Annotated in this window: 17 protein-coding genes; all 17 read right to left on the bottom strand. The window is 44.4% G+C overall.

What is annotated here, in order from left to right; translation table 11 throughout:
* The coding region (locus B4K20_RS01640; protein ID WP_289281661.1) for an efflux RND transporter permease subunit at positions 1-2,889 on the bottom strand (2,889 nt) is incomplete at its 3' end.
* Between the two features lie 2 nt (positions 2,890-2,891).
* The gene (locus tag B4K20_RS01635; RefSeq protein WP_289281660.1) at positions 2,892-4,055 is read right to left on the bottom strand and encodes an efflux RND transporter periplasmic adaptor subunit; all 1,164 of its coding nucleotides are present in this window, start codon (positions 4,053-4,055) and stop codon (positions 2,892-2,894) included.
* 11 nt (positions 4,056-4,066) lie between these two features.
* Complete coding sequence (locus B4K20_RS01630) at positions 4,067-4,663, bottom strand: TetR/AcrR family transcriptional regulator (protein ID WP_289281659.1); 597 nt, start codon at positions 4,661-4,663, stop codon at positions 4,067-4,069.
* Between the two features lie 87 nt (positions 4,664-4,750).
* A complete protein-coding gene (locus tag B4K20_RS01625) occupies positions 4,751-6,016 on the bottom strand; it encodes a DUF2254 domain-containing protein (RefSeq protein WP_289281658.1) in 1,266 nt (421 codons plus the stop codon).
* A gap of 118 nt (positions 6,017-6,134) precedes the next feature.
* Positions 6,135-6,479: an iron-sulfur cluster insertion protein ErpA gene (gene erpA / locus B4K20_RS01620; protein WP_289244138.1), complete on the bottom strand. Its 345-nt coding sequence runs from the start codon at positions 6,477-6,479 to the stop codon at positions 6,135-6,137.
* A 64-nt stretch (positions 6,480-6,543) separates the two neighbouring features.
* Complete coding sequence (locus B4K20_RS01615) at positions 6,544-6,987, bottom strand: bactofilin family protein (RefSeq protein ID WP_286303457.1); 444 nt, start codon at positions 6,985-6,987, stop codon at positions 6,544-6,546.
* Between the two features lie 12 nt (positions 6,988-6,999).
* Positions 7,000-7,692, bottom strand: a complete 693-nt coding sequence (locus B4K20_RS01610) for a DUF6776 family protein (RefSeq protein ID WP_289281657.1) — start codon at positions 7,690-7,692, stop codon at positions 7,000-7,002.
* Complete coding sequence (gene argC / locus B4K20_RS01605) at positions 7,692-8,723, bottom strand: N-acetyl-gamma-glutamyl-phosphate reductase (RefSeq protein ID WP_286303460.1); 1,032 nt, start codon at positions 8,721-8,723, stop codon at positions 7,692-7,694. Before argC ends, B4K20_RS01610 begins: the two co-directional genes overlap by 1 nt.
* Before the next feature lie 76 nt (positions 8,724-8,799).
* Positions 8,800-11,433 (bottom strand): class I adenylate cyclase, encoded by a 2,634-nt coding sequence (locus B4K20_RS01600; RefSeq protein ID WP_289281656.1) that lies wholly within the window; start codon positions 11,431-11,433, stop codon positions 8,800-8,802.
* A 17-nt stretch (positions 11,434-11,450) separates the two neighbouring features.
* Positions 11,451-13,013, bottom strand: a complete 1,563-nt coding sequence (gene purH / locus B4K20_RS01595) for a bifunctional phosphoribosylaminoimidazolecarboxamide formyltransferase/IMP cyclohydrolase (protein ID WP_286303463.1) — start codon at positions 13,011-13,013, stop codon at positions 11,451-11,453.
* Between the two features lie 32 nt (positions 13,014-13,045).
* Positions 13,046-13,336, bottom strand: a complete 291-nt coding sequence (gene fis / locus B4K20_RS01590) for a DNA-binding transcriptional regulator Fis (protein WP_286303464.1) — start codon at positions 13,334-13,336, stop codon at positions 13,046-13,048.
* Positions 13,333-14,340 carry a tRNA dihydrouridine synthase DusB gene (dusB, locus tag B4K20_RS01585; protein ID WP_289281655.1) on the bottom strand — a complete coding sequence of 336 codons (1,008 nt, stop codon included), beginning with the start codon at positions 14,338-14,340 and terminating at the stop codon, positions 13,333-13,335. Before dusB ends, fis begins: the two co-directional genes overlap by 4 nt.
* Positions 14,330-15,202, bottom strand: a complete 873-nt coding sequence (prmA, locus tag B4K20_RS01580) for a 50S ribosomal protein L11 methyltransferase (protein WP_289281654.1) — start codon at positions 15,200-15,202, stop codon at positions 14,330-14,332. Before prmA ends, dusB begins: the two co-directional genes overlap by 11 nt.
* Positions 15,203-15,207: 5 nt before the next feature.
* Positions 15,208-16,548, bottom strand: a complete 1,341-nt coding sequence (accC, locus tag B4K20_RS01575) for an acetyl-CoA carboxylase biotin carboxylase subunit (RefSeq protein ID WP_286303465.1) — start codon at positions 16,546-16,548, stop codon at positions 15,208-15,210.
* A 63-nt stretch (positions 16,549-16,611) separates the two neighbouring features.
* The gene (gene accB, locus B4K20_RS01570; RefSeq protein WP_286303466.1) at positions 16,612-17,073 is read right to left on the bottom strand and encodes an acetyl-CoA carboxylase biotin carboxyl carrier protein; all 462 of its coding nucleotides are present in this window, start codon (positions 17,071-17,073) and stop codon (positions 16,612-16,614) included.
* A 22-nt stretch (positions 17,074-17,095) separates the two neighbouring features.
* Complete coding sequence (gene aroQ, locus B4K20_RS01565) at positions 17,096-17,533, bottom strand: type II 3-dehydroquinate dehydratase (RefSeq protein ID WP_286303467.1); 438 nt, start codon at positions 17,531-17,533, stop codon at positions 17,096-17,098.
* A gap of 133 nt (positions 17,534-17,666) precedes the next feature.
* On the bottom strand, positions 17,667-19,041 hold a 1,375-nt coding region (dsbD, locus tag B4K20_RS01560), incomplete at its 5' end, for a protein-disulfide reductase DsbD (RefSeq protein ID WP_289281653.1).

Below are 19,041 nucleotides of genomic sequence, written 5' to 3'. Positions count from 1 at the left end.
CGCTTCCATCGTGGCATCAATTAATGACATGCCGTCTTCGTACAGTGCTTTTGCAAACTCAACAATAAGAATCGCATTTTTGGATGCGAGACCAATCGTGGTTAGCAGGCCTACCTGAAAGTACACATCATTTGATAAGCCGCGCGCCATGGTGAATAGCACCGCTCCGATAATACCTAATGGTATAACCATCAGTACTGAGAACGGCACCGACCAACTCTCATAGAGGGCTGCCAGGCATAAGAACACAACCATAATAGAGATAGCATAGAGCAGCGGTGCCTGATCGCCGGATTCACGCTCCTGATAGGACTGTCCGGTCCATTCATACGCAAAGCCGGAGGGAAGCTTGGCGACTAACTCTTCCATGGCTTTCATCGCATCACCTGAACTGACACCTGGCGCGCCTTCACCTTGAATATTCACTGAAGAGACACCGTTGTAGCGCTCAAGTCTCGGTGAGCCATATATCCAACGCCCTTCAGACAGAGAACCCAGTGATACCATTTCATTATCATCATTACGAACATACCATTTTGAGACATCTTCAGGCATCATCCGATAAGGTGCATCGCCTTGTACATAGACTTTTTTGACACGACCATTATCAATAAAGTCGTTAACATAGGTAGATGCCCAAGCGGTATTAAAGGTTTGGTTAATTTGATTTAAGTCCACCCCAAATGCCGCGGCTTTGGTATGGTCCACATCAATCTTAAATTGCGGTGTATCTTCCTGACCATTCGGTCTGACACCCGTCAGACGTGGATCCTGAGCAGCCATTCCTAACAATTGATTTCTGGCATTCATCAATGCAGCATGGCCTTGGCCACCCACATCTTTTAGCTGTAAATCAAAACCACTCGCATTACCCAGTTCGGTGATAGATGGGGGAATGATGGGGAAAATCATGGCATTCTTAATGGACGCAAAATATTGAAAGGCGCGTCCAGCGACCCCTTGCACACTCAACTCCTGACCGGGACGTTCATCCCAAGGTTTCATATCGGTGAAGGCCATACCGTTATTCTGGCCACGACCAGCAAAACTGAAGCCGATGATCGAGAAAACTGAGTTCACACTGTCTTTCTCTTGATCTAGGTAATAGTCTTCAATTTTATTCATCACTTCAGCTGAGCGTTGTTTTGAGGCATTGGCTGGTAATGTCATTAAAGTAAACATCGTGCCCTGATCTTCTTCAGGTAAGAAAGAGGTCGGAAGCTTGGTGAATAAAAACGCCAATACACCTACTATCAATAAATAGATCACCATATATCTGCCAGTACGGTGAATCATGTGACCGACAGAGCTTTGGTATTTATTTGTTGCCCGGTTGAAGTTACGGTTAAACCAGCCGAAGAAACCTTTTTTATCATTATGCTCATCGTCACCCGCTCTGAGTAGTGTGGCACAGAGGGCTGGTGTCAGTGTTAATGCGACGAGTACCGATAAGGCCATGGCAGAGACGATCGCTACCGAGAACTGTCGGTAAATAACGCCGGTCGAACCACCAAAAAAGGCCATTGGTATAAATACTGCTGAGAGTACCAAGACAATACCGACTAAAGCACTTGTGATCTGATCCATCGACTTTCGGGTCGCTTCACGAGGGGATAGCCCATCCTCATGCATAACCCGCTCTACGTTTTCTACCACCACGATGGCGTCATCAACCAACAAACCAATCGCTAACACCATGGCAAACATCGTCAATGTATTGATACTGAAACCGAAGGCGAACAGCACAGCAAATGTTCCTAACAAAACAATTGGCACGGCAATAGTCGGAATCAACGTGGCCCGGATATTCTGCAAGAATAAATACATCACTAGGAACACTAAAACGATCGCTTCGATTAAGGTGTGAATAACATTTTCTATAGAGATTCTGACCGAAGGTGTCGTATCGTAGGGATAAACCACTTGTAGGCTGTTTGGAAAATAAGGCGATAATTCGTCAATACGCTCACGAATTTTTTGGGCTGTTTCCAGCGCATTTGCGCCTGAAGCTAAGTTAATACCAATACCGGCAGCGGGTTGTCTATTATATTCAGTTTCAAATTGGTAATTCTCACCACCCAATTCAATACGAGCCACATCAGACAGTTTGATACGTGATCCATCCTCATTCACACGCAAGATGATTTGGCCGAATTGTTCCGGTGTTTCCAGTTGAGTCTGCACAATAATACTGGCATTAAACTCTTGCCCTTTTACGGCAGGTGCACCGCCAAGTGCACCGGCGGCGATCTGCACATTTTGGGCACTGATTGCACTGGTTACATCAGTCGTCGTCAGTTTGTAATGTGCTAATTTATCGGGGTTAAGCCAGATGCGCATGGCATATTGTGATCCAAAGACCTGAATTTGACCCACACCATTTATACGACTCAATGGATCTTTAATATTAGCCGAAACATAGTCAGCAATATCGTATTTATCCATGCTGCCATCATCAGAATAAAAACCAAGCACCATCAAAAACGCCGCACTTGACTTAGTGACTTCAATACCCTGGTTTTGCACGGCTTGGGGCAGCAACGGCATGGCAGATTGGAGTTTGTTCTGAACCTGTACTTGGGCAATATCGGCATCGGTTCCGGGATTAAAGGTGACCGTTAAGGAGCCTGCACCTGAGGAGTCACTGGTGCCTGACATATAGAGAACGTTATCAATCCCCGTTAGGTTTTGTTCGATCACCTGAATAACGGTGTCCTCAACCGTTTTAGCGGAAGCACCAGGATAGGCAGTACTGATTTCTACTGAGGGTGGGGCGACCGTCGGATATTGGGATATCGGTAATTGAACAATGGAAATTATCCCTGCCAACATAATAATGATGGAGATTACCCAGGCAAAAACAGGGCGATCAATAAAAAATCTAGCCATGATTACGCTCCGTTACCTGCCGTTTGTAAGGTATTGTTATCAATCATCACTGGTGCATCTGGTGCGACTTTTTGCAGGCCTTCAACAATGATTTGATCGCCGGCATTGAGTCCTGACTTCACAATCCAGTTGTCATCAATAGCCCGGTCCAGTTCCAGTTGACGTAGTTCTACTTTATTTTCTTTGTTGACCACCAAAGCCGTGGCATTACCTTCACGGTCAAACGTGATGCCTTTTTGTGGTGCCAGGATGACGTTGTCCAGCTTCCCTTCTTCAATCGTGGCTTTCACGAACATGCCGGGCAAGAGCAGCTTATCTGGGTTTGGCATAATGGCCCTCAAGACCACATCACCTGTAGTTGGGTCTACATTGGCCTCGGCAAATTGTAAGGTGCCAGTTTCTGAGTAAGGACTGTCATCTTCCAGTGTCAGAGTGACTTTAGGGGCTTTCTCTTTGTTTATCTGACGGGCAATTATTCGCTTACGTAAATCCAGTAGGTGTTTCGATGGCTGTGAAATATCAATGTATATTGGGTCGAGCTGGTTGATAGTGGTCAATACAGCAGCTTGTTGTGCGGTTACCAAGGCGCCTTCTGTAAAGTTAGACTTACCTATTTGACCTGATATGGGAGCATAGACATGAGTGTAGTTCAAATTGGTCTCTGCCGTCTTTAATGTGGCTTCCTGCACTTTGATATCCGCTTCTGTTTGCTGATAAGTGGCTAAGGCATCATCGTAATCTTGCTGACTGATGGCATTATCAGCAAGCAGATTTTTGTATCTGGCTTCTTTAGACTTTGCTGTCTGGAAAGCAGCCTTGGCTCGCATTAATTGTGCTTTAGCATTGGCCACCTCAGCTTGATATAAAGCGGCATCAATTTGATATAGCTGCTGACCTTCTTTTACTTGAGCGCCTTCTTCAAAAAGACGTTTCTCGATAATCCCATTCACCTGTGGGCGGACTTCAGCTTGTCTGAAAGCTGTAGTCCGAGCAGGTAATACACTGCGTAATGTTACTTTTTGTGGTGCCAGCGTGACCACATCCACATGACTGGTTTGCTTCTGGCCTGCCTGGCCAGCTTGCTGTTGTTGGTCAGACTGACATGCTGTTAATACAAGCAATACAGACAATGTTATGACACGAAGAAAAGAAGGTGAGATTTTCATTAATAACTCCATTATTGAGTCTCAATTTTTGACGTTGATATGGCATTCCATGAAGCATCCAACATGGTATTCAGATCATCCGGGGATATTTTGATAGTGCCTCGAAGCTGTTGCCCTGCAAGGTTGACATAGGGCTCTATACCAAAGCTGCTCAGTACGTCATTGGGTAAATTTTTCAAGATGCCTTGTTTACGACCTTGTTCATATAAGTCAGAAAGTGGCTGTAATTGACGCCAGGTGTCTTGATAAAGATCATCCAGTACGTTTTCAGGCAGGTGATCGAATTGAGGCTTACACAAAGTCATGCACTTATTATTTAGAAAAAATTGCCATAGCCGTATACATAGCTCCCGATACTGTTGCTCTAGTGGCAGAGTGGTATCGTGACTCTCAAAAATAGCGTCTGCGACTGTGCTAATGATGTTGCTGTGTAAACTGACTATCAACTCATCTTTGTCTTTGAAATACAGGTACACAGTACCTGCCGCAACCCCGGCTTCTGCGGCAAGCTGCTTTATAGAAAAACCATGAAACCCTTTTGTGGCTAAAAGCTTTAGCGTTGCCGATAAAATGGCTTGATGTTTATCCTTGCATGAGGATGCACACATGAAATTTCACCTGTAATGAATGAACGTTCATTCATTTTATGGGTAAAACCCTTTTTAGTAAAGTGTCATTTTGTGATGAATCTCTATTTATGCAGATCTGACCGCGTTATGGATTTTTTGTAAACGCTCAATATCAGCATCAAGATCTAGTGCTAATAAAGCACGTTGATAGGCCAAATCAGAATGCTTTTCAACGCACTCAGCAAAACACTCAGGCGAGATTTGTTTTAAAGCGAGTAATGATTTTTGTAGGCGTAGATGAATTTCCAGCATACCAGCACCATCTCTACTGATGGGGAGGAATATATCGTCAAATAAACTATCGAGTTTGACTTCCGGCATGCGTACATAAGGGTAGGCAATATTGTCATTTGAATCGTCAAGCTTTTTATGATCACACCAGAGAGATAGTACTCTCACAGCACGACTCAATATATCGATGGCTGTTCCAGGATCATTAACAGCAGGAGACAGGGCTCTTGATGCAATCTCAGCTAATACGGTGAATCCAAAGCGGGGGTCCTGATCAAATGATCTCAAGTCATTAATGGACAGGGCTTTGATGACGGTTTCATCAATCGAATCAGACTGTTTACCATCATAATAAGCGACAGCTTCACCGGGATGAACAAAATGCCCAGGCTCGATGTATAAACAAATTTCAGTTTCATTAGACTCGGCACAACGATTTAATCCGCCTAAATCGATGTGTTCAATGTATCCCACCTTGTTAATATAAACTGCATTCTTGCCTTTCTTAGGTGGATTTTCTTTATCTAAGCGTTTTGCACCAAGACATGGATAATCAATACGCTGTTTCATGGCTTGGGTGAGAGCATCTTCTACACGATTCGTGGTTTCACTCAACCGGCCTAACAATGATAGGTGTTCAATCCAACGTAAAATAGTGACAACGATGAGGATGATAACGCCGATGGTGACGGTGAAGAGAATCAAACGTCCATTTTCACCATATACATCAGTGCTTAACGCGATAATACCGACCAAACTATATAAAAAAGAACCAATAAAGGTGGCCAGCACATTTTGTGTGGTTGAGTCCTGCCTGACTAATTGCGTTGCTCGTGGTGTCGCACTTGAACTTGCAGCAGTATAAGCAGAGACCATGACACTGAGGGAAAAGGTGGTCACGGCAAGCATGCTGGAAGCCAGAATATTGAGAATGCCACGGACGGCTTCCGAACCAATTTCAAAGGGAAGTGGACTCTCAATTAAAGACTGCACAGGAATGGCAATGAGTGCCGTTACGATGGCGAGTACAGCGAATAGTGATGCCCTCAACCATAAAGTTCTCGTTAGTTGAGTTAACAACCATCGCCATTTCGAAATCATTGTTTGTCCTTATATCAGCTTCATTTCAGCATAATGAAGCAATTACCCTTAGGCAACTCTGCAGGCAAAAAAAAAACCGATGACTGAGCATCGGTTCTTTTCAGAGCTTGATTCGTTTCTATGGTGAGAAAGATGAGCCACAGCCACAAGTTGTTGTGGCATTGGGGTTACGTATAACAAATTGAGAACCTTCAATGCCGTCAGTGTAATCAATCTCTGCGCCAACCAAGTATTGATAACTGGCTGGATCAATCAGTAAAGTGACACCGCTTTTTTCAACTTGTGTATCACCATCGCTGACATCTTCTTCGAAGGTAAAACCATATTGAAAGCCTGAGCAACCGCCGCCAGTAATGAATACACGTAATTTGAGTTGATCATTACCTTCTTCAGCAATAAGATCGCTGACTTTTGCTGCCGCTGCCTCAGTAAAGATAATTGGGCTGGGCATTTCGCTTGTCATGTCATCACTCCGATAAATGGTTAATTAATAGCCATTATCCAATTCTGACTAAATTAGTCAAGATTTAGCTTTTTTGCTCAAGATGGAATGACTCATTTTCATCAAATACTTCATGCTCAACGTTCAGTATGTCTTCTTCTTCGTCCTGAGCACGAATTAAGTGACCGTTCACTTCACTACCCATTGCCATCTCAATCATGCGGTAATAAAGGTTGCCATTGATACGCGCCTTTGGTGCAAGCTCAACATGTTCGGAGGCAAAAACATTGCCATTTATTTCGCCATTGATAATCAGATTTGGCACGCGAACCTCGCCTTCAATCTTACCTTGGTCACTGATGGTGAGTAGTGAGGAATCTTCGTTGGCGATAATAGAACCTTGAATACTGCCGTCAATGCGTAAACCACCACTGAAATGAATATCACCTTTTATGTGAGTATCACGACCAATTAATGTATCGATACGTGTGGTTGTTTTTTTCTTTTTTGGTTTATCTTTTTTAAACATGATCAACCTCGTTTATGGCAGGGACGGCGTGACTTCCCAGTTAAAAGTACGTGTAGTGAGTGTTTTTTTACCTTGTTTTAACTCAATTTTCAGGCTTTTGGGTTGTTCATTCTGTTCTATGTTCAATGTGCCTTCAAGCACTTGCACGTGTTTTAACTTTAACCCATGTGTGTTGATTAAGCGGGGGGTTGCTTTATCGTCATTGAATTGAAGCGCTACCAAGACATCACCCTTAATGGCTTTGGAAATTTTTTTCCCTTGAGTAATCACAATTCGGTAGAAATACTGGCTTGGATTATCCGGATTTGGCCTCAGGTGAAGTTCACGAATCTGAAGTTCACTACTGGCATTACCCTGGGTAATATTCTGGTAGAACAATAATTCTTTATTCAACTCGATAACTTGATTTTGTAGTTTTTCCAAGTTCGATTGAAGCTGCGAATCAGTGGCATCCTGCATAGCCTGCATTCTTGAAATGTCATTGACCTGAGCGGTGAGCAACTTATTTTGTTCGAGTAAATTCTGGTTTTCTGCGTGTAGCTGTTCGTTTTGTTCTTTCAATGCAGTGATTTGAGCATTTTGCTCATTCTGCCATTGCGTGGTCCAGTACCACAGTAATGCTGCTGATATTGCCAAAGTTATTAGCAATATCAACAAGGTACGATAAGGACGTCTATGATGAATTACATAGGGTTTATCAATCATCAGGGCATCATCGCAATAACATTAATCCCTGTTTTTTCATCAAGGCCAAACATGATATTCATATTATGGATTGCCTGGCCTGAAGCACCTTTCACCAGGTTGTCGATGACTGAAAGTACCACCACCGTATCACTATTTTGTGGCTGGTGAACGGCGATACGACACACATTACTACCTTGTACACTACGTGTTTCCGGCATTGAGCCGTGAGGCATGACATCAACGAATGGTTCATTCGCGTAACGATCTTCAAATATTTTTTGTATATCCACATCCTGTGTCGTTAGACGACCATATAACGTGGCATGAATACCTCTGACCATTGGCGCTAGATGAGGAATAAACGTCAAATCCACTTTACGCTGACAATGCTCTGACAATACCTCGCGAATTTCAGGTAAGTGACGATGGCCATTGACACCATAAGCCTTAAAGCTGCCACTGGTTTCTGCCATTAACATGGGAATGGCTGCTTTTCTGCCAGCACCACTGACACCGGTTTTGGCATCGGCAATTAAATGCATCGGGTCAATTAACCCTGCTTCCAGTAATGGTAAAAAGCCTAGTTCAGTAGCAGTAGGATAGCAGCCGGGCACAGCGACTAATTGTGCATTTCTAATCTTGTCACGATTTAACTCTGGTAAACCATAAACAGCCTGTTCAAATAACTCAGGACAAGTGTGCTTGGTGTTGTACCACTGTTCCCAAACAGCCACATCATTTAATCTGAAGTCTGCAGACAGGTCGATAACTCGGGTATGTCGTTTGATTAGTTCGGGTACCAGAGCCATTGCCACTGTATGTGGTGTAGCAAAAAACACGACATCGCATTGAGCAAGAATATCAGGATCCGGTTCTGAAAAAGCGATATCAACGTGACCACGTAAGTTAGGAAAGAGATCGCTGACCGGCATGCCCGCTTCACTTCGCGAGGTGATAACCTCAAGTGATACGTCCGGGTGATTCGCAAGTAATCTGAGTAGTTCAACACCTGTATATCCGGTGCCACCAACAATGCCGACTTTGATCATAAGTTACTCTGTCGTCCGATAATAAAGACCAACATGATAAAAGAGCCCAAGCCAAAGCGAAAGTCTGTATCACCGATTATTGATTGAAAAGTTGTTCCAGACGGCTCTTTTGTTGGATGTATATAGCCGTTGGGTACGGATGGTTATCAGTAAATTGCAGCTGATTGATATAAACAGGATAGTTCTGGTTATTTTTTCTTAAGCTTTGAATAAATTGGCGTACTTGATCAAATAATGCCTCATCGTCTGCAAGCCCTTCGAACCATTTTTTACCACACATGATAGTGCAGGCAGCATCTAAAGCTGGGCTGGCCATATTCACTTGTACCGGTAAAAATCCTTGTGATGTCGATTGTTGGGCGATGGCATTGATTTTCCAGCCTTGCTGACTGTGACTCAGCAAATAGAAGCGGATATGTTCAAATTTATTCACGGTTTTAATGTGTGAGATAAACACATTGAGGTGACTCATCAGTGTGGACTCACTGAGATGCTGAACCTGTTGTCGAATAAGGTTGGCATATTCATCTATGAGGTAATACACCACGGTATTTTGTTCAAGATAGAGAAAAATACTGACCTGTTTTGTTGACTGATACTTTAACAGGGTATTGAGAAGTTGATCCTTATCGAGATAGCTATCCAAAGCCTGAGCAGTGAAGATTGTTGTATTATCAGCAAGGTGTTGCCAAAAACTCTGTGATAACGGACGTCTGACATATTCAACTTGCTCATCGTGCCATTGAAGTTGATAGGGACGGTCAGCCAGGTTAAGCAAAAACTTACCCTGATCCGGGTGCTGTTGATAATGTCGGCAGACTTGAGTCAGTAAAGCTTCCAAGCGCTGGTTTATGGCTTTTTCAAATCCAGGTGTTGGGCACCAGCTACTGATCTTCGGTGTCTTTGCTGGCCGCCACAATAATAGACTGGTTAACAAATCAAGAATGGCTGTTTGGCCCTGATAGAAGCCACTATAGATTTGACCATGGCTGGAAATGAATAAACAATCAACACTTAATATTAAACTCTCTTTAAAAGAGCTGTAGTTGAGCGGATCATTCTGTTTGCTGGAAAGCTGAAGCCCTTGTTGCGAGAGCTTATTACTTGGTTGCTGCTCCAAGTTAGGAAAGACGAGTACCTGTTCAATGCTTTCTATTTCAGTCACCGTAGTACGAACTGTTGGAATATCTAAATCCGACATACCCTGACTGATTAGGTGCTTGCTCATTTCGATAACGGCAGAGGTCGTATACTTTTGATGTTGATCTGTCACACTCAGCCAATTGGTTTTAGCAAGCAACTGGTGATTAATAGCCCAGCTTATGACATCGATGAGTTGAGGATGCTGATATAAACCTGTTCTGGCATTGTCAGAGAGTGGCGACTGACTGAGTAACCAGTCCTGCTGCTCTTTGAACCGGTATAAAAATAACCTGTTCTCACTCGGTTCTGGACGCAAAGCTCGTGGCAACATGGGGATTTGATTGCCTGTCGGTTGAAAACGTAAACGGTATAACTGATTTAAATACGCCGTCTCATTATGGGTATCCAATTGCTCAGATTGGCAATAATGCTGCAAAGCCTGTAGCAAGGATTGAACAACAGTAGCTAAGTTTTCAAACCAGGCCTGACTATTGTTGATATTCAGGCGACGAGTATCCAGCTTTTGTAATTGTGTCGCTGGCCATTGCCACTGGCTGGTCAATTGTTTTACACATTCTCTACGCCAAGGGTGTGGAGGATGTTTGACCTCTATGGAGAGTGCTTCCTGACTTTCTATGTAAACTATTTCTCTAGCTATTTGTTTATTGGCGTCAGTAGCATAGATCTCAATCAGTGCCAATTTCAGGGCTTGGATATCAAGTGCGGTGAAAGCCTGCTCACCACGGTAAATCGTCTGTTTTAACAGGTGAGATAACGTCGGCAATGATCTGCCTGGTTCTAGCAATAGAGCAATATAGAGTAGATCAAGTGTCGCATGACCTATCAGTAGAAATTGCTGACATGCTTCGAAAGATTTTTTAAATACGGCATTTTTATCAATAGATTCAGCTGGGCCAAAATCAACGAGATTATATTGTTTAAATTTAGCCTGGGTTTTGAACTCATCAACAATGAGATGATGATCAGTCTGTTCTTCATGCGTTAACAACCACCAGTATGGTTCACAACCTGCCAGCACTATACCTTGCGTATAGAATTCTTCCTTTTGCCAGTCCGTTAGCGCAGTATCGTTGGTCAATGCTTTCTCGGTGATTAATTGCGCATTCAGTATCAATCCGTTCTCTGCACACCACTCAGTGATGGCGTCTAACTTTTTTTGCAGTTGATGTCGTTGTTCGATACTTAATAAATCAGAGCAAAGTAACCATAATTCGAACTCGGTTTTGTCTGAGTAGCTGAAGTAGTGATGAGGATGGAGAAGATAAAGACCACGCAATGGATAACGACGCAGAGCGCGTGCACGATGACTAAAGCTACGGTTCAGTTGTTGTGCTTGGCTTATCGTATCCTGAGAAGGACGGTAATCAAGTAAGCCGGCTGGCACATCATCACTAATATACCCTGGCAATAGCTTGGAGTTGATATGTAGAAATAATGGCAGTAATTGGAAAATTAACGCCTGCCGAGCAGGCGCCAATTCGATTAAGTGTTGGAAGCGCTGATAATTTAGCGATTGGAATAAACGATAAGCCTCAACGCGATCCACAAAAAGTCCACGTGTATTTAGTGTCTAAAATGACGCATGCCAGTAAATACCATGGCAATACCATGTTCATTGGCAGCGGCAATGACTTCGTCATCACGCATTGAGCCACCCGGTTGAATCACCGCTTTAATACCGGCAGCAGCGGCGGCATCAAGCCCGTCTCTAAACGGGAAGAATGCGTCAGACGCCATCACGGCACCCGGCACAGTCAGACCTGCATCTTCCGCTTTAATACCCGCAATGCGGCTGCTGACAACACGGCTCATTTGACCGGCGCCGATGCCCACTGTTTGCTGGTTTTTAACATAAACAATCGCATTTGATTTCACAAACTTAGCCACACGCCAAGCAAATAATAAGTCGGCCATTTGCTCTTCGGTTGGCGCCTGTTCTGTGACTACTTTCAGGTCAGCTTTTTGTACTAGCGCTTCATCACGATCCTGAACTAATAAACCGCCATTAACCCGTTTGTAATCCAGACCCGTTTCAGTATTGCTGACAAACTCACCACACGCTAATAAACGCACATTGGCTTTTTGCGCCACAATGGCTTGTGCTTCATCCGTGATAGATGGTGCAATGATGACCTCAACAAACTGACGGTCAATAATGGCTTTTGCTGTATCGGCATCTAATGGACGGTTAAATGCAATGATGCCACCGAATGCTGAAGTAGGATCTGTTTCGTAGGCTAAATCATAAGCTTTAAGTAAGCTATCAGATACCGCCACACCGCAAGGGTTGGCATGTTTAACAATCACACAGGCCGGTGCTTCTGGGAATGCTTTGACACATTCAAGCGCAGCATCAGTGTCGGCAATGTTGTTATATGACAGTTCTTTACCCTGCAACTGTGTGGCTGCACTGATGGTGCCTGAAGCAGGATTTGCTTCAGTGTAGAAAGCGGCATTTTGATGCGGGTTTTCACCGTAACGCATATCTTGTTTTTTCACGAACTGGCTATTAAATGTGCGTGAGAAAGTGGCTTTTTCATCACCCGTTAATTTACCCAGATAGTTAGCGATAGCACCATCATAATGGGCTGTGTGTTCGAATGTTTTCACCGCTAAATCGAAACGGGTGGCATCATCTACTCCACCATTGGTTTCGATTTGTGCCACAACGTTGGCGTAATCTGCAGGATCAATCAATACTGTCACATCAGCATGGTTTTTAGCGGCTGCACGTAACATGGTTGGGCCACCGATATCGATATTTTCAATGGCCATCGGTAAGGTACAGTCATCACGCGCAATGGTGGCTTCAAACGGATAAAGATTGACCACAACCAGATCAATCGGCGCGATATCATGCTCTGTCATGATGGCATCATCTTTGCCACGACGACCGAGTAATCCCCCATGAATTTTAGGGTGTAATGTTTTGATGCGGCCATCCATCATTTCAGGAAAGCCAGTATGTGATGACACTTCTTTTACAGGCAGACCTGCTTCAGCTAATAATTTTGCTGTACCGCCAGTAGATAGCAGTTCTACACCTAACTTGTTTAATTGCTGGGCAAGTTCAAGCACACCTGTTTTGTCAGATACGCTCAATAAAGCACGTTTGATTTGATTCATTGAAAATCACTTCCAGGAGATAAAAAATCGATTTATAAGCCGTATTGCTTGAGTTTTTTACGTAATGTGCCACGGTTAATACCGAGAATTTCCGCTGCACGGCTTTGGTTACCATTGGTATGTTCTAGTGTTGCTTTAAGCAGAGGCACTTCGACTTCCGTCATTAACATTTCATACAAATTGGCCGCAGGATGGCCTTCGAGTTGCTCAAAATAATCGGCCAGAGCACGTGATACACACACACTAAGTGGCGCCGTTGTCTGCTCAGCCGCGACAGCTAGCTCTGCGCATGTTGTTTTATCTTTGGCTAGCGGTTGAGTCATGCGGCTTGTATATCCTGTTGTTCTTGTAGTTGATCAAAAAACTGACGTGTAAAGTCTACTTGTTGCTGCGGCGATTCGAGTAAATTCATTTCCTGACGGAAGGCATTTCCATTACGTAAACCTTTGCTATACCAAGCAATATGTTTGCGTGCCATTCTCACACCTGAATAATCACCATAAAAATCGTACAGGTTTTCTAGATGCTCAATCAAGATCTGACGAATCTCTGCAAGAGAAGGAGATGATAACAGTTTGTTATGCTCAAGGTAATGGAGAATTTGTCTAAAAATCCATGGGTTACCCTGTGCCGCCCGACCAATCATTAAACCATCAACACCTGTTTTATTGAGTACTTCAGCGGCTTTAAGTGGGGAATCTATATCGCCATTGGCAATAATGGGTATTGAAGTGATCGAGGCTTTTATTTCTGCAATGGTGTCGTATTCGGCTTCGCCTTTGTAGGCATCAGCCCGTGTTCTGCCGTGAATGGCTAAGGCTTGTATGCCTGATTGTTCCGCAATTCGAGCAATGGTTAATCCATTGCGGTTATCTCTGTCCCAGCCAGTGCGAATTTTTAGTGTGACAGGGACATCTACGGCATTCACTACTGACTCAAGAATGTTGGCAACGAGGGATTCATCTTGTAACAAGGCCGAGCCCGCCATGACATTACAGACTTTTTTTGCAGGACACCCCATATTGATGTCGATAATATGCGCACCCTGATCCACATTGTGCTTTGCTGCTTCAGCCATCATGACCGGATCGGCACCAGCAATCTGTACGCTTCGGGGTTCAGGCTCACCAGCATGGTTTGCTCTTAATAAGGATTTTTTACTGGCCCACAAGGCTTTGTTAGCCGTGATCATTTCTGATACAGCCATGCCAGCACCCAAGCGACGACAAAGCTGGCGGAAGGGACGATCTGTTACACCTGCCATGGGTGCCAGAAATAGATTATTAGGTAAGTGATATGCCCCGATGGCGATGTTTTTACCGAGCATGACGTGTGCCGTTTAATCGAATCCAATCTTCTTTGACAACTGCTGGCTGCATATCAAACCAGGCTTGATAGCTTTCAGATACTTCCTCTGCTTGTACTTGTAAGATGCCTGATAAGACAAGCTCTGTATTGGGCTTGGCGAGGTTAGCAAACAGTGGTGCCAGGGTTTGCAATGGACCAGCAAGAATGTTGGCCAGCAATAAATCACACGGTTCATTCGGACAATCGCCAGGTAAATAGGCTTCGATTTCGACGCCATTTCGCGCCGCATTAGCGCGTGTCGCTTCAAGCGCCTGAGGATCGGTATCGACACCAATGACTCGTTCAGCACCCAGCAGAGCTGCTGCAATCGCTAAAATGCCACTGCCACAACCATAATCGATGACGTATTTACCTTTAAGCTCGGCCTGATCTAACCAGTTCAAACATAAAGCGGTAGTGGGGTGTGTACCGGTACCGAACGCCAAACCTGGATCGAGCATAATATTGACCGCATCAGGTGCGGGTGGTGTATGCCAGCTAGGACATATCCACAAACGCTCGCCAAACTGGATAGGATGAAAGTTATCCATCCACTCTCTTTCCCAGTCTTTGTCTTCAACAGCTTCTACCCGATAAGACGGCGGATCGGTTATCAGTGTTGATAACATATTGTCGACGTCATCTGGATTCGTTTCAGCGTCAAATAACGCCACAATCCGAGTGGCTGTCCACAGTGGTGTCGTACCTAGATCCGGTTCATAGATAGGTTGATCCGCATCATCTTCAAATGTGACAGCGACTGCACCACACTCTGAAAATGCATCAGACAAGGCATCTGCCTTGTCTGATGTGGTGTTACAAATAAACTGAATCCAGGCCATAGTGATTACAGACCCAGTTTCTTTTCGAGGTAATGAATATTGGTACCACCCGTTTGGAAGTGGGTGTCATCCATGATGTCACGTTGTAATTCAACGTTGGTTTTAATACCTTCAATACCAATTTCTTTTAACGCTGTTTGCATACGGGCAATCGCGATATCACGCGTTTTACCATAGGCGATCATTTTACCAATCAGCGAGTCATAATTAGGTGGAACACGATAACCACTGTAAATATGAGAATCCATACGGATGCCGGCACCGCCTGGTGCATGATACGAGGTTATTTGTCCCGGGCTAGGCATAAATGTACGAGGATCTTCCGCATTGATACGACATTCAATGGCATGACCGCGCATGACAATGTCTTCTTGTTTAATAGAGAGTGGTTCACCTGCCGCAATACGGATTTGCTGTACCAGTAAGTCAACATCCGTTACGCGTTCAGTGACCGGATGTTCTACCTGGATGCGGGTATTCATCTCGATGAAATAGAATTCACCATCCTGGTAGAGAAACTCAAAGGTACCTGCACCACGGTAACCAATACGTACACAGGCTTCCGCACAGATCTTACCCATGCGGTCACGCATTTCTGGGGTGATACCAGGAGCAGGTGCTTCCTCGACCACTTTTTGATGGCGACGTTGCATTGAGCAGTCACGTTCACCTAAGTGGATAGCATTACCATGTTGATCGGCAAGTACCTGAAATTCAATATGGCGAGGGTTTTCCAGGAATTTCTCCATATAAACCATACCATTACCAAAGGCCGCTTTCGCTTCACTACGAGTTAATGCAATGGCGTTAAGTAAATGTGCTTCGCTGTGAACTTCACGCATACCGCGACCACCGCCACCGCCAGCGGCTTTGATTATGATGGGATAGCCTATTTCACGAGCCAGACGTAAGTTGGTTTCATCGTCATTGCCAAGCGGACCATCAGAGCCTGGTACACAAGGCACGCCAGCTTCTTTCATGGCTTTGATTGCTGACACTTTATCGCCCATTAAACGGATAGTTTCAGCACGTGGACCAATAAAAATAAAGCCGCTTTCTTCAACACGCTCTGCAAAGTCAGCATTTTCAGATAAGAAGCCATAACCTGGATGGATAGCGGTGGCATCAGTGATTTCTGCAGCACTAATTAAAGCTGGAATGTTCAGGTAGCTTTCATTTGACGGGGCAGGGCCAATACATACTGTTTCATCTGCCAGTAAAACGTGTTTTAAGTCACGGTCAACAGTTGAGTGAACCGCCACTGTTTTAATACCGAGTTCCCAACAGGCCCGCAAAATACGCAAGGCGATCTCGCCTCGGTTAGCAATAACAATTTTATCGATCATAATTTGGTTTAATCCACAATTCAGAGTGAGCAATAGCTATTTAACGAATAGCCCGCGTTACTGTTATTCGATAATGACTAGTGGCTCATCAAACTCAACAGGATCACCATTTTCAACCAGAATAGCTTTTACTGTGCCACTGCGATCAGCTTCGATTTGATTGAACATTTTCATCGCTTCAATAATGCAGATGACATCGCCAGCCGAAACGGATTGTCCGACTTCAACAAAAGGCGCAGCTTCCGGCGAAGATGAGCGATAAAACGTACCGACCATAGGTGAACGCACGGCATTGGCTTCATTTACAGCGCTGCTTGTTTCTGCAACAGCTGGCGCGGCTGCTGGTGCTGCTGGTGCGGGAGCCGGAGCGGCATAGTGTGTCGGTGCTGGCGTGCTGTAAGAAATAGCAGCTGAATGTTGATTACGACTAATGCGTACAGACTCTTCACCTTCTGAAATTTCAATTTCAGATACGTCAGATTCCTGAATCAAATCAATCAGTTTTTTAATTTTACGAATGTCCATGCTAAAACCTTATATTTAGTCGTTATGAGTTTAGTTGTTTGATTGCGGCAGCCAAAGCTAATTCATAGCCTTGAGTGCCGAGCCCGCAAATCACACCGACTGCTATATCTGACAGGTAGGAGTGATGGCGGAATGTCTCGCGCGCGTGAATATTAGAAATGTGTACTTCGATGAAAGGAATTTTGACCGCAGATAATGCATCACGTAAAGCCACGCTGGTGTGTGTGAATGCCGCTGGATTAATGATGATAAAGTCAGCCTTCCCTTGAACTGCATGAATTTTATTAATCAGTTCGTGTTCTGCATTGGATTGAAAAAAATCGAGTTGATGTGAAGCTGTTTTTGCGATGACATCCAGGCGTTGGTGAACATCGGCCAGCGTATCTGCACCATAATGTTCGGGCTCGCGTGTCCCAAGCAGATTGAGATTGGGGCCGTTAAGCACAACAATATTCGCCATTACGATCCTTCAATTAAGGGTCAAAGATAATAGGCGGAATTGTGCACCAGCAGACTGATGATGTCCAGTTTGTCGAAATAAAAAGCGGCTTTTTGTTGCTATTTTCGCCGAAAAGACGGCTTTCTGAGCATTTCTATGGTTGACTCGCCATTTGGCGAATATGGTCTAAAAAGGTGTCGGCTTTCACAAAGCCAACAAGTCGGTGTTGTGACAGTTCTTGGCCTGTTTTATCGAAAAACAGCATGGTGGGAGGTCCAAACACACGCAGTGCTTTGAGCATTTCTTGATGCACTTGTGTATTTTCTGTCATATCCAGTTGCAGTAATGTGTAGCCTTTCATTGCTGCAAGCACGTCAGGATCTTGGAATGTTGTTCTTTCCATGGTTTTGCATTCCGTACACCAGTCAGCATAAAAGTCCAGCATTATGGGTTGTGTTGTGGATGCGAGACGTTGGTTAAGCTCGTCGAGATCAGCAATTTGAGTAAAAGCAAGGTGCTGAGTTTCTGCTGATTTGCCTGAGCTACTGACTATGCCGTGAAGAGGTTGCCAAACGTTTTGACTACCACTTGCACCGCCTACCATAAGTAATGTGCCATATATAAAGAGTATTAAGCCCAGTCCTTTATTAAGCTTGTTGAAATCTGTTGCATCGATATCAAGTCGGTTAAATGCACCAAGATAGACAGCTGAAACGATCAATAAGCCTCCCCATAAGCTCATGGTCAGCCAGCCGGGAATGATCCGTTCCAGCATCCAGATAGCTAAACCGAGCAGCAGTACACCAAAAATTGATTTGATAAAGAGCATCCAGTTACCGGCTTTGGGTAAGAGCTTACCAGCAGAAGTACCGATAATCAGAAGTGGTATACCCATGCCGATACTGAGCGAGAACAAGGCGAGACCCCCGAGAACAGGATCAGCATGCTGTCCGATAAAAATTAAGGTACCGGCTAATGGCGGAGCCAGGCAGGGACCAACAATCAAGCCCGACAATAAGCCCATTACAGCCACGCCCATCAATTTGCCACCTTGTTGTTTGTGACTAAGTTGATGTAAGCGATGCTGTACTGAGTGAGGAAGTTGCAGTTCGTATAAACCAAACATGGATAAAGCGAGGACAACAAATAGCGCACTAAAGGCGCTGATAATCCATGGGTTTTGGAACATCGCTTGTAAATTTTCACCCAACAAGCCTGTCACGACACCAGCGATTGTATAAGTGACAGACATGGCCAACACATACACTAATGATAAGGTGAAGGCTCTGCGTGTAGTGATATGCTCTCCCTCACCGACAATGATGCTGGATAAGATTGGGATCATTGGGAAAATGCAGGGTGTAAATGCCAGTAGCAGACCCAGACCGATAAAACCAAGGATGATTTGCCCCAGATTTTCCTGCTCGAGTTTTTGAGCGATACGGTCTTGCTCGGTAAGTTGGCTGGCAGCAGGCGGGTTGATACCTTGAATATCTTGTTCTACAGCGCCACTTATGGCGGGTAAAGCC

The organism is Methylophaga sp. UBA5088 (genome assembly GCF_002414625.1).
Taxonomy (GTDB): Bacteria; Pseudomonadota; Gammaproteobacteria; order Nitrosococcales; family Methylophagaceae; genus Methylophaga; species Methylophaga marina.
This window is presented reverse-complemented; position numbering and strand designations above follow the sequence as displayed.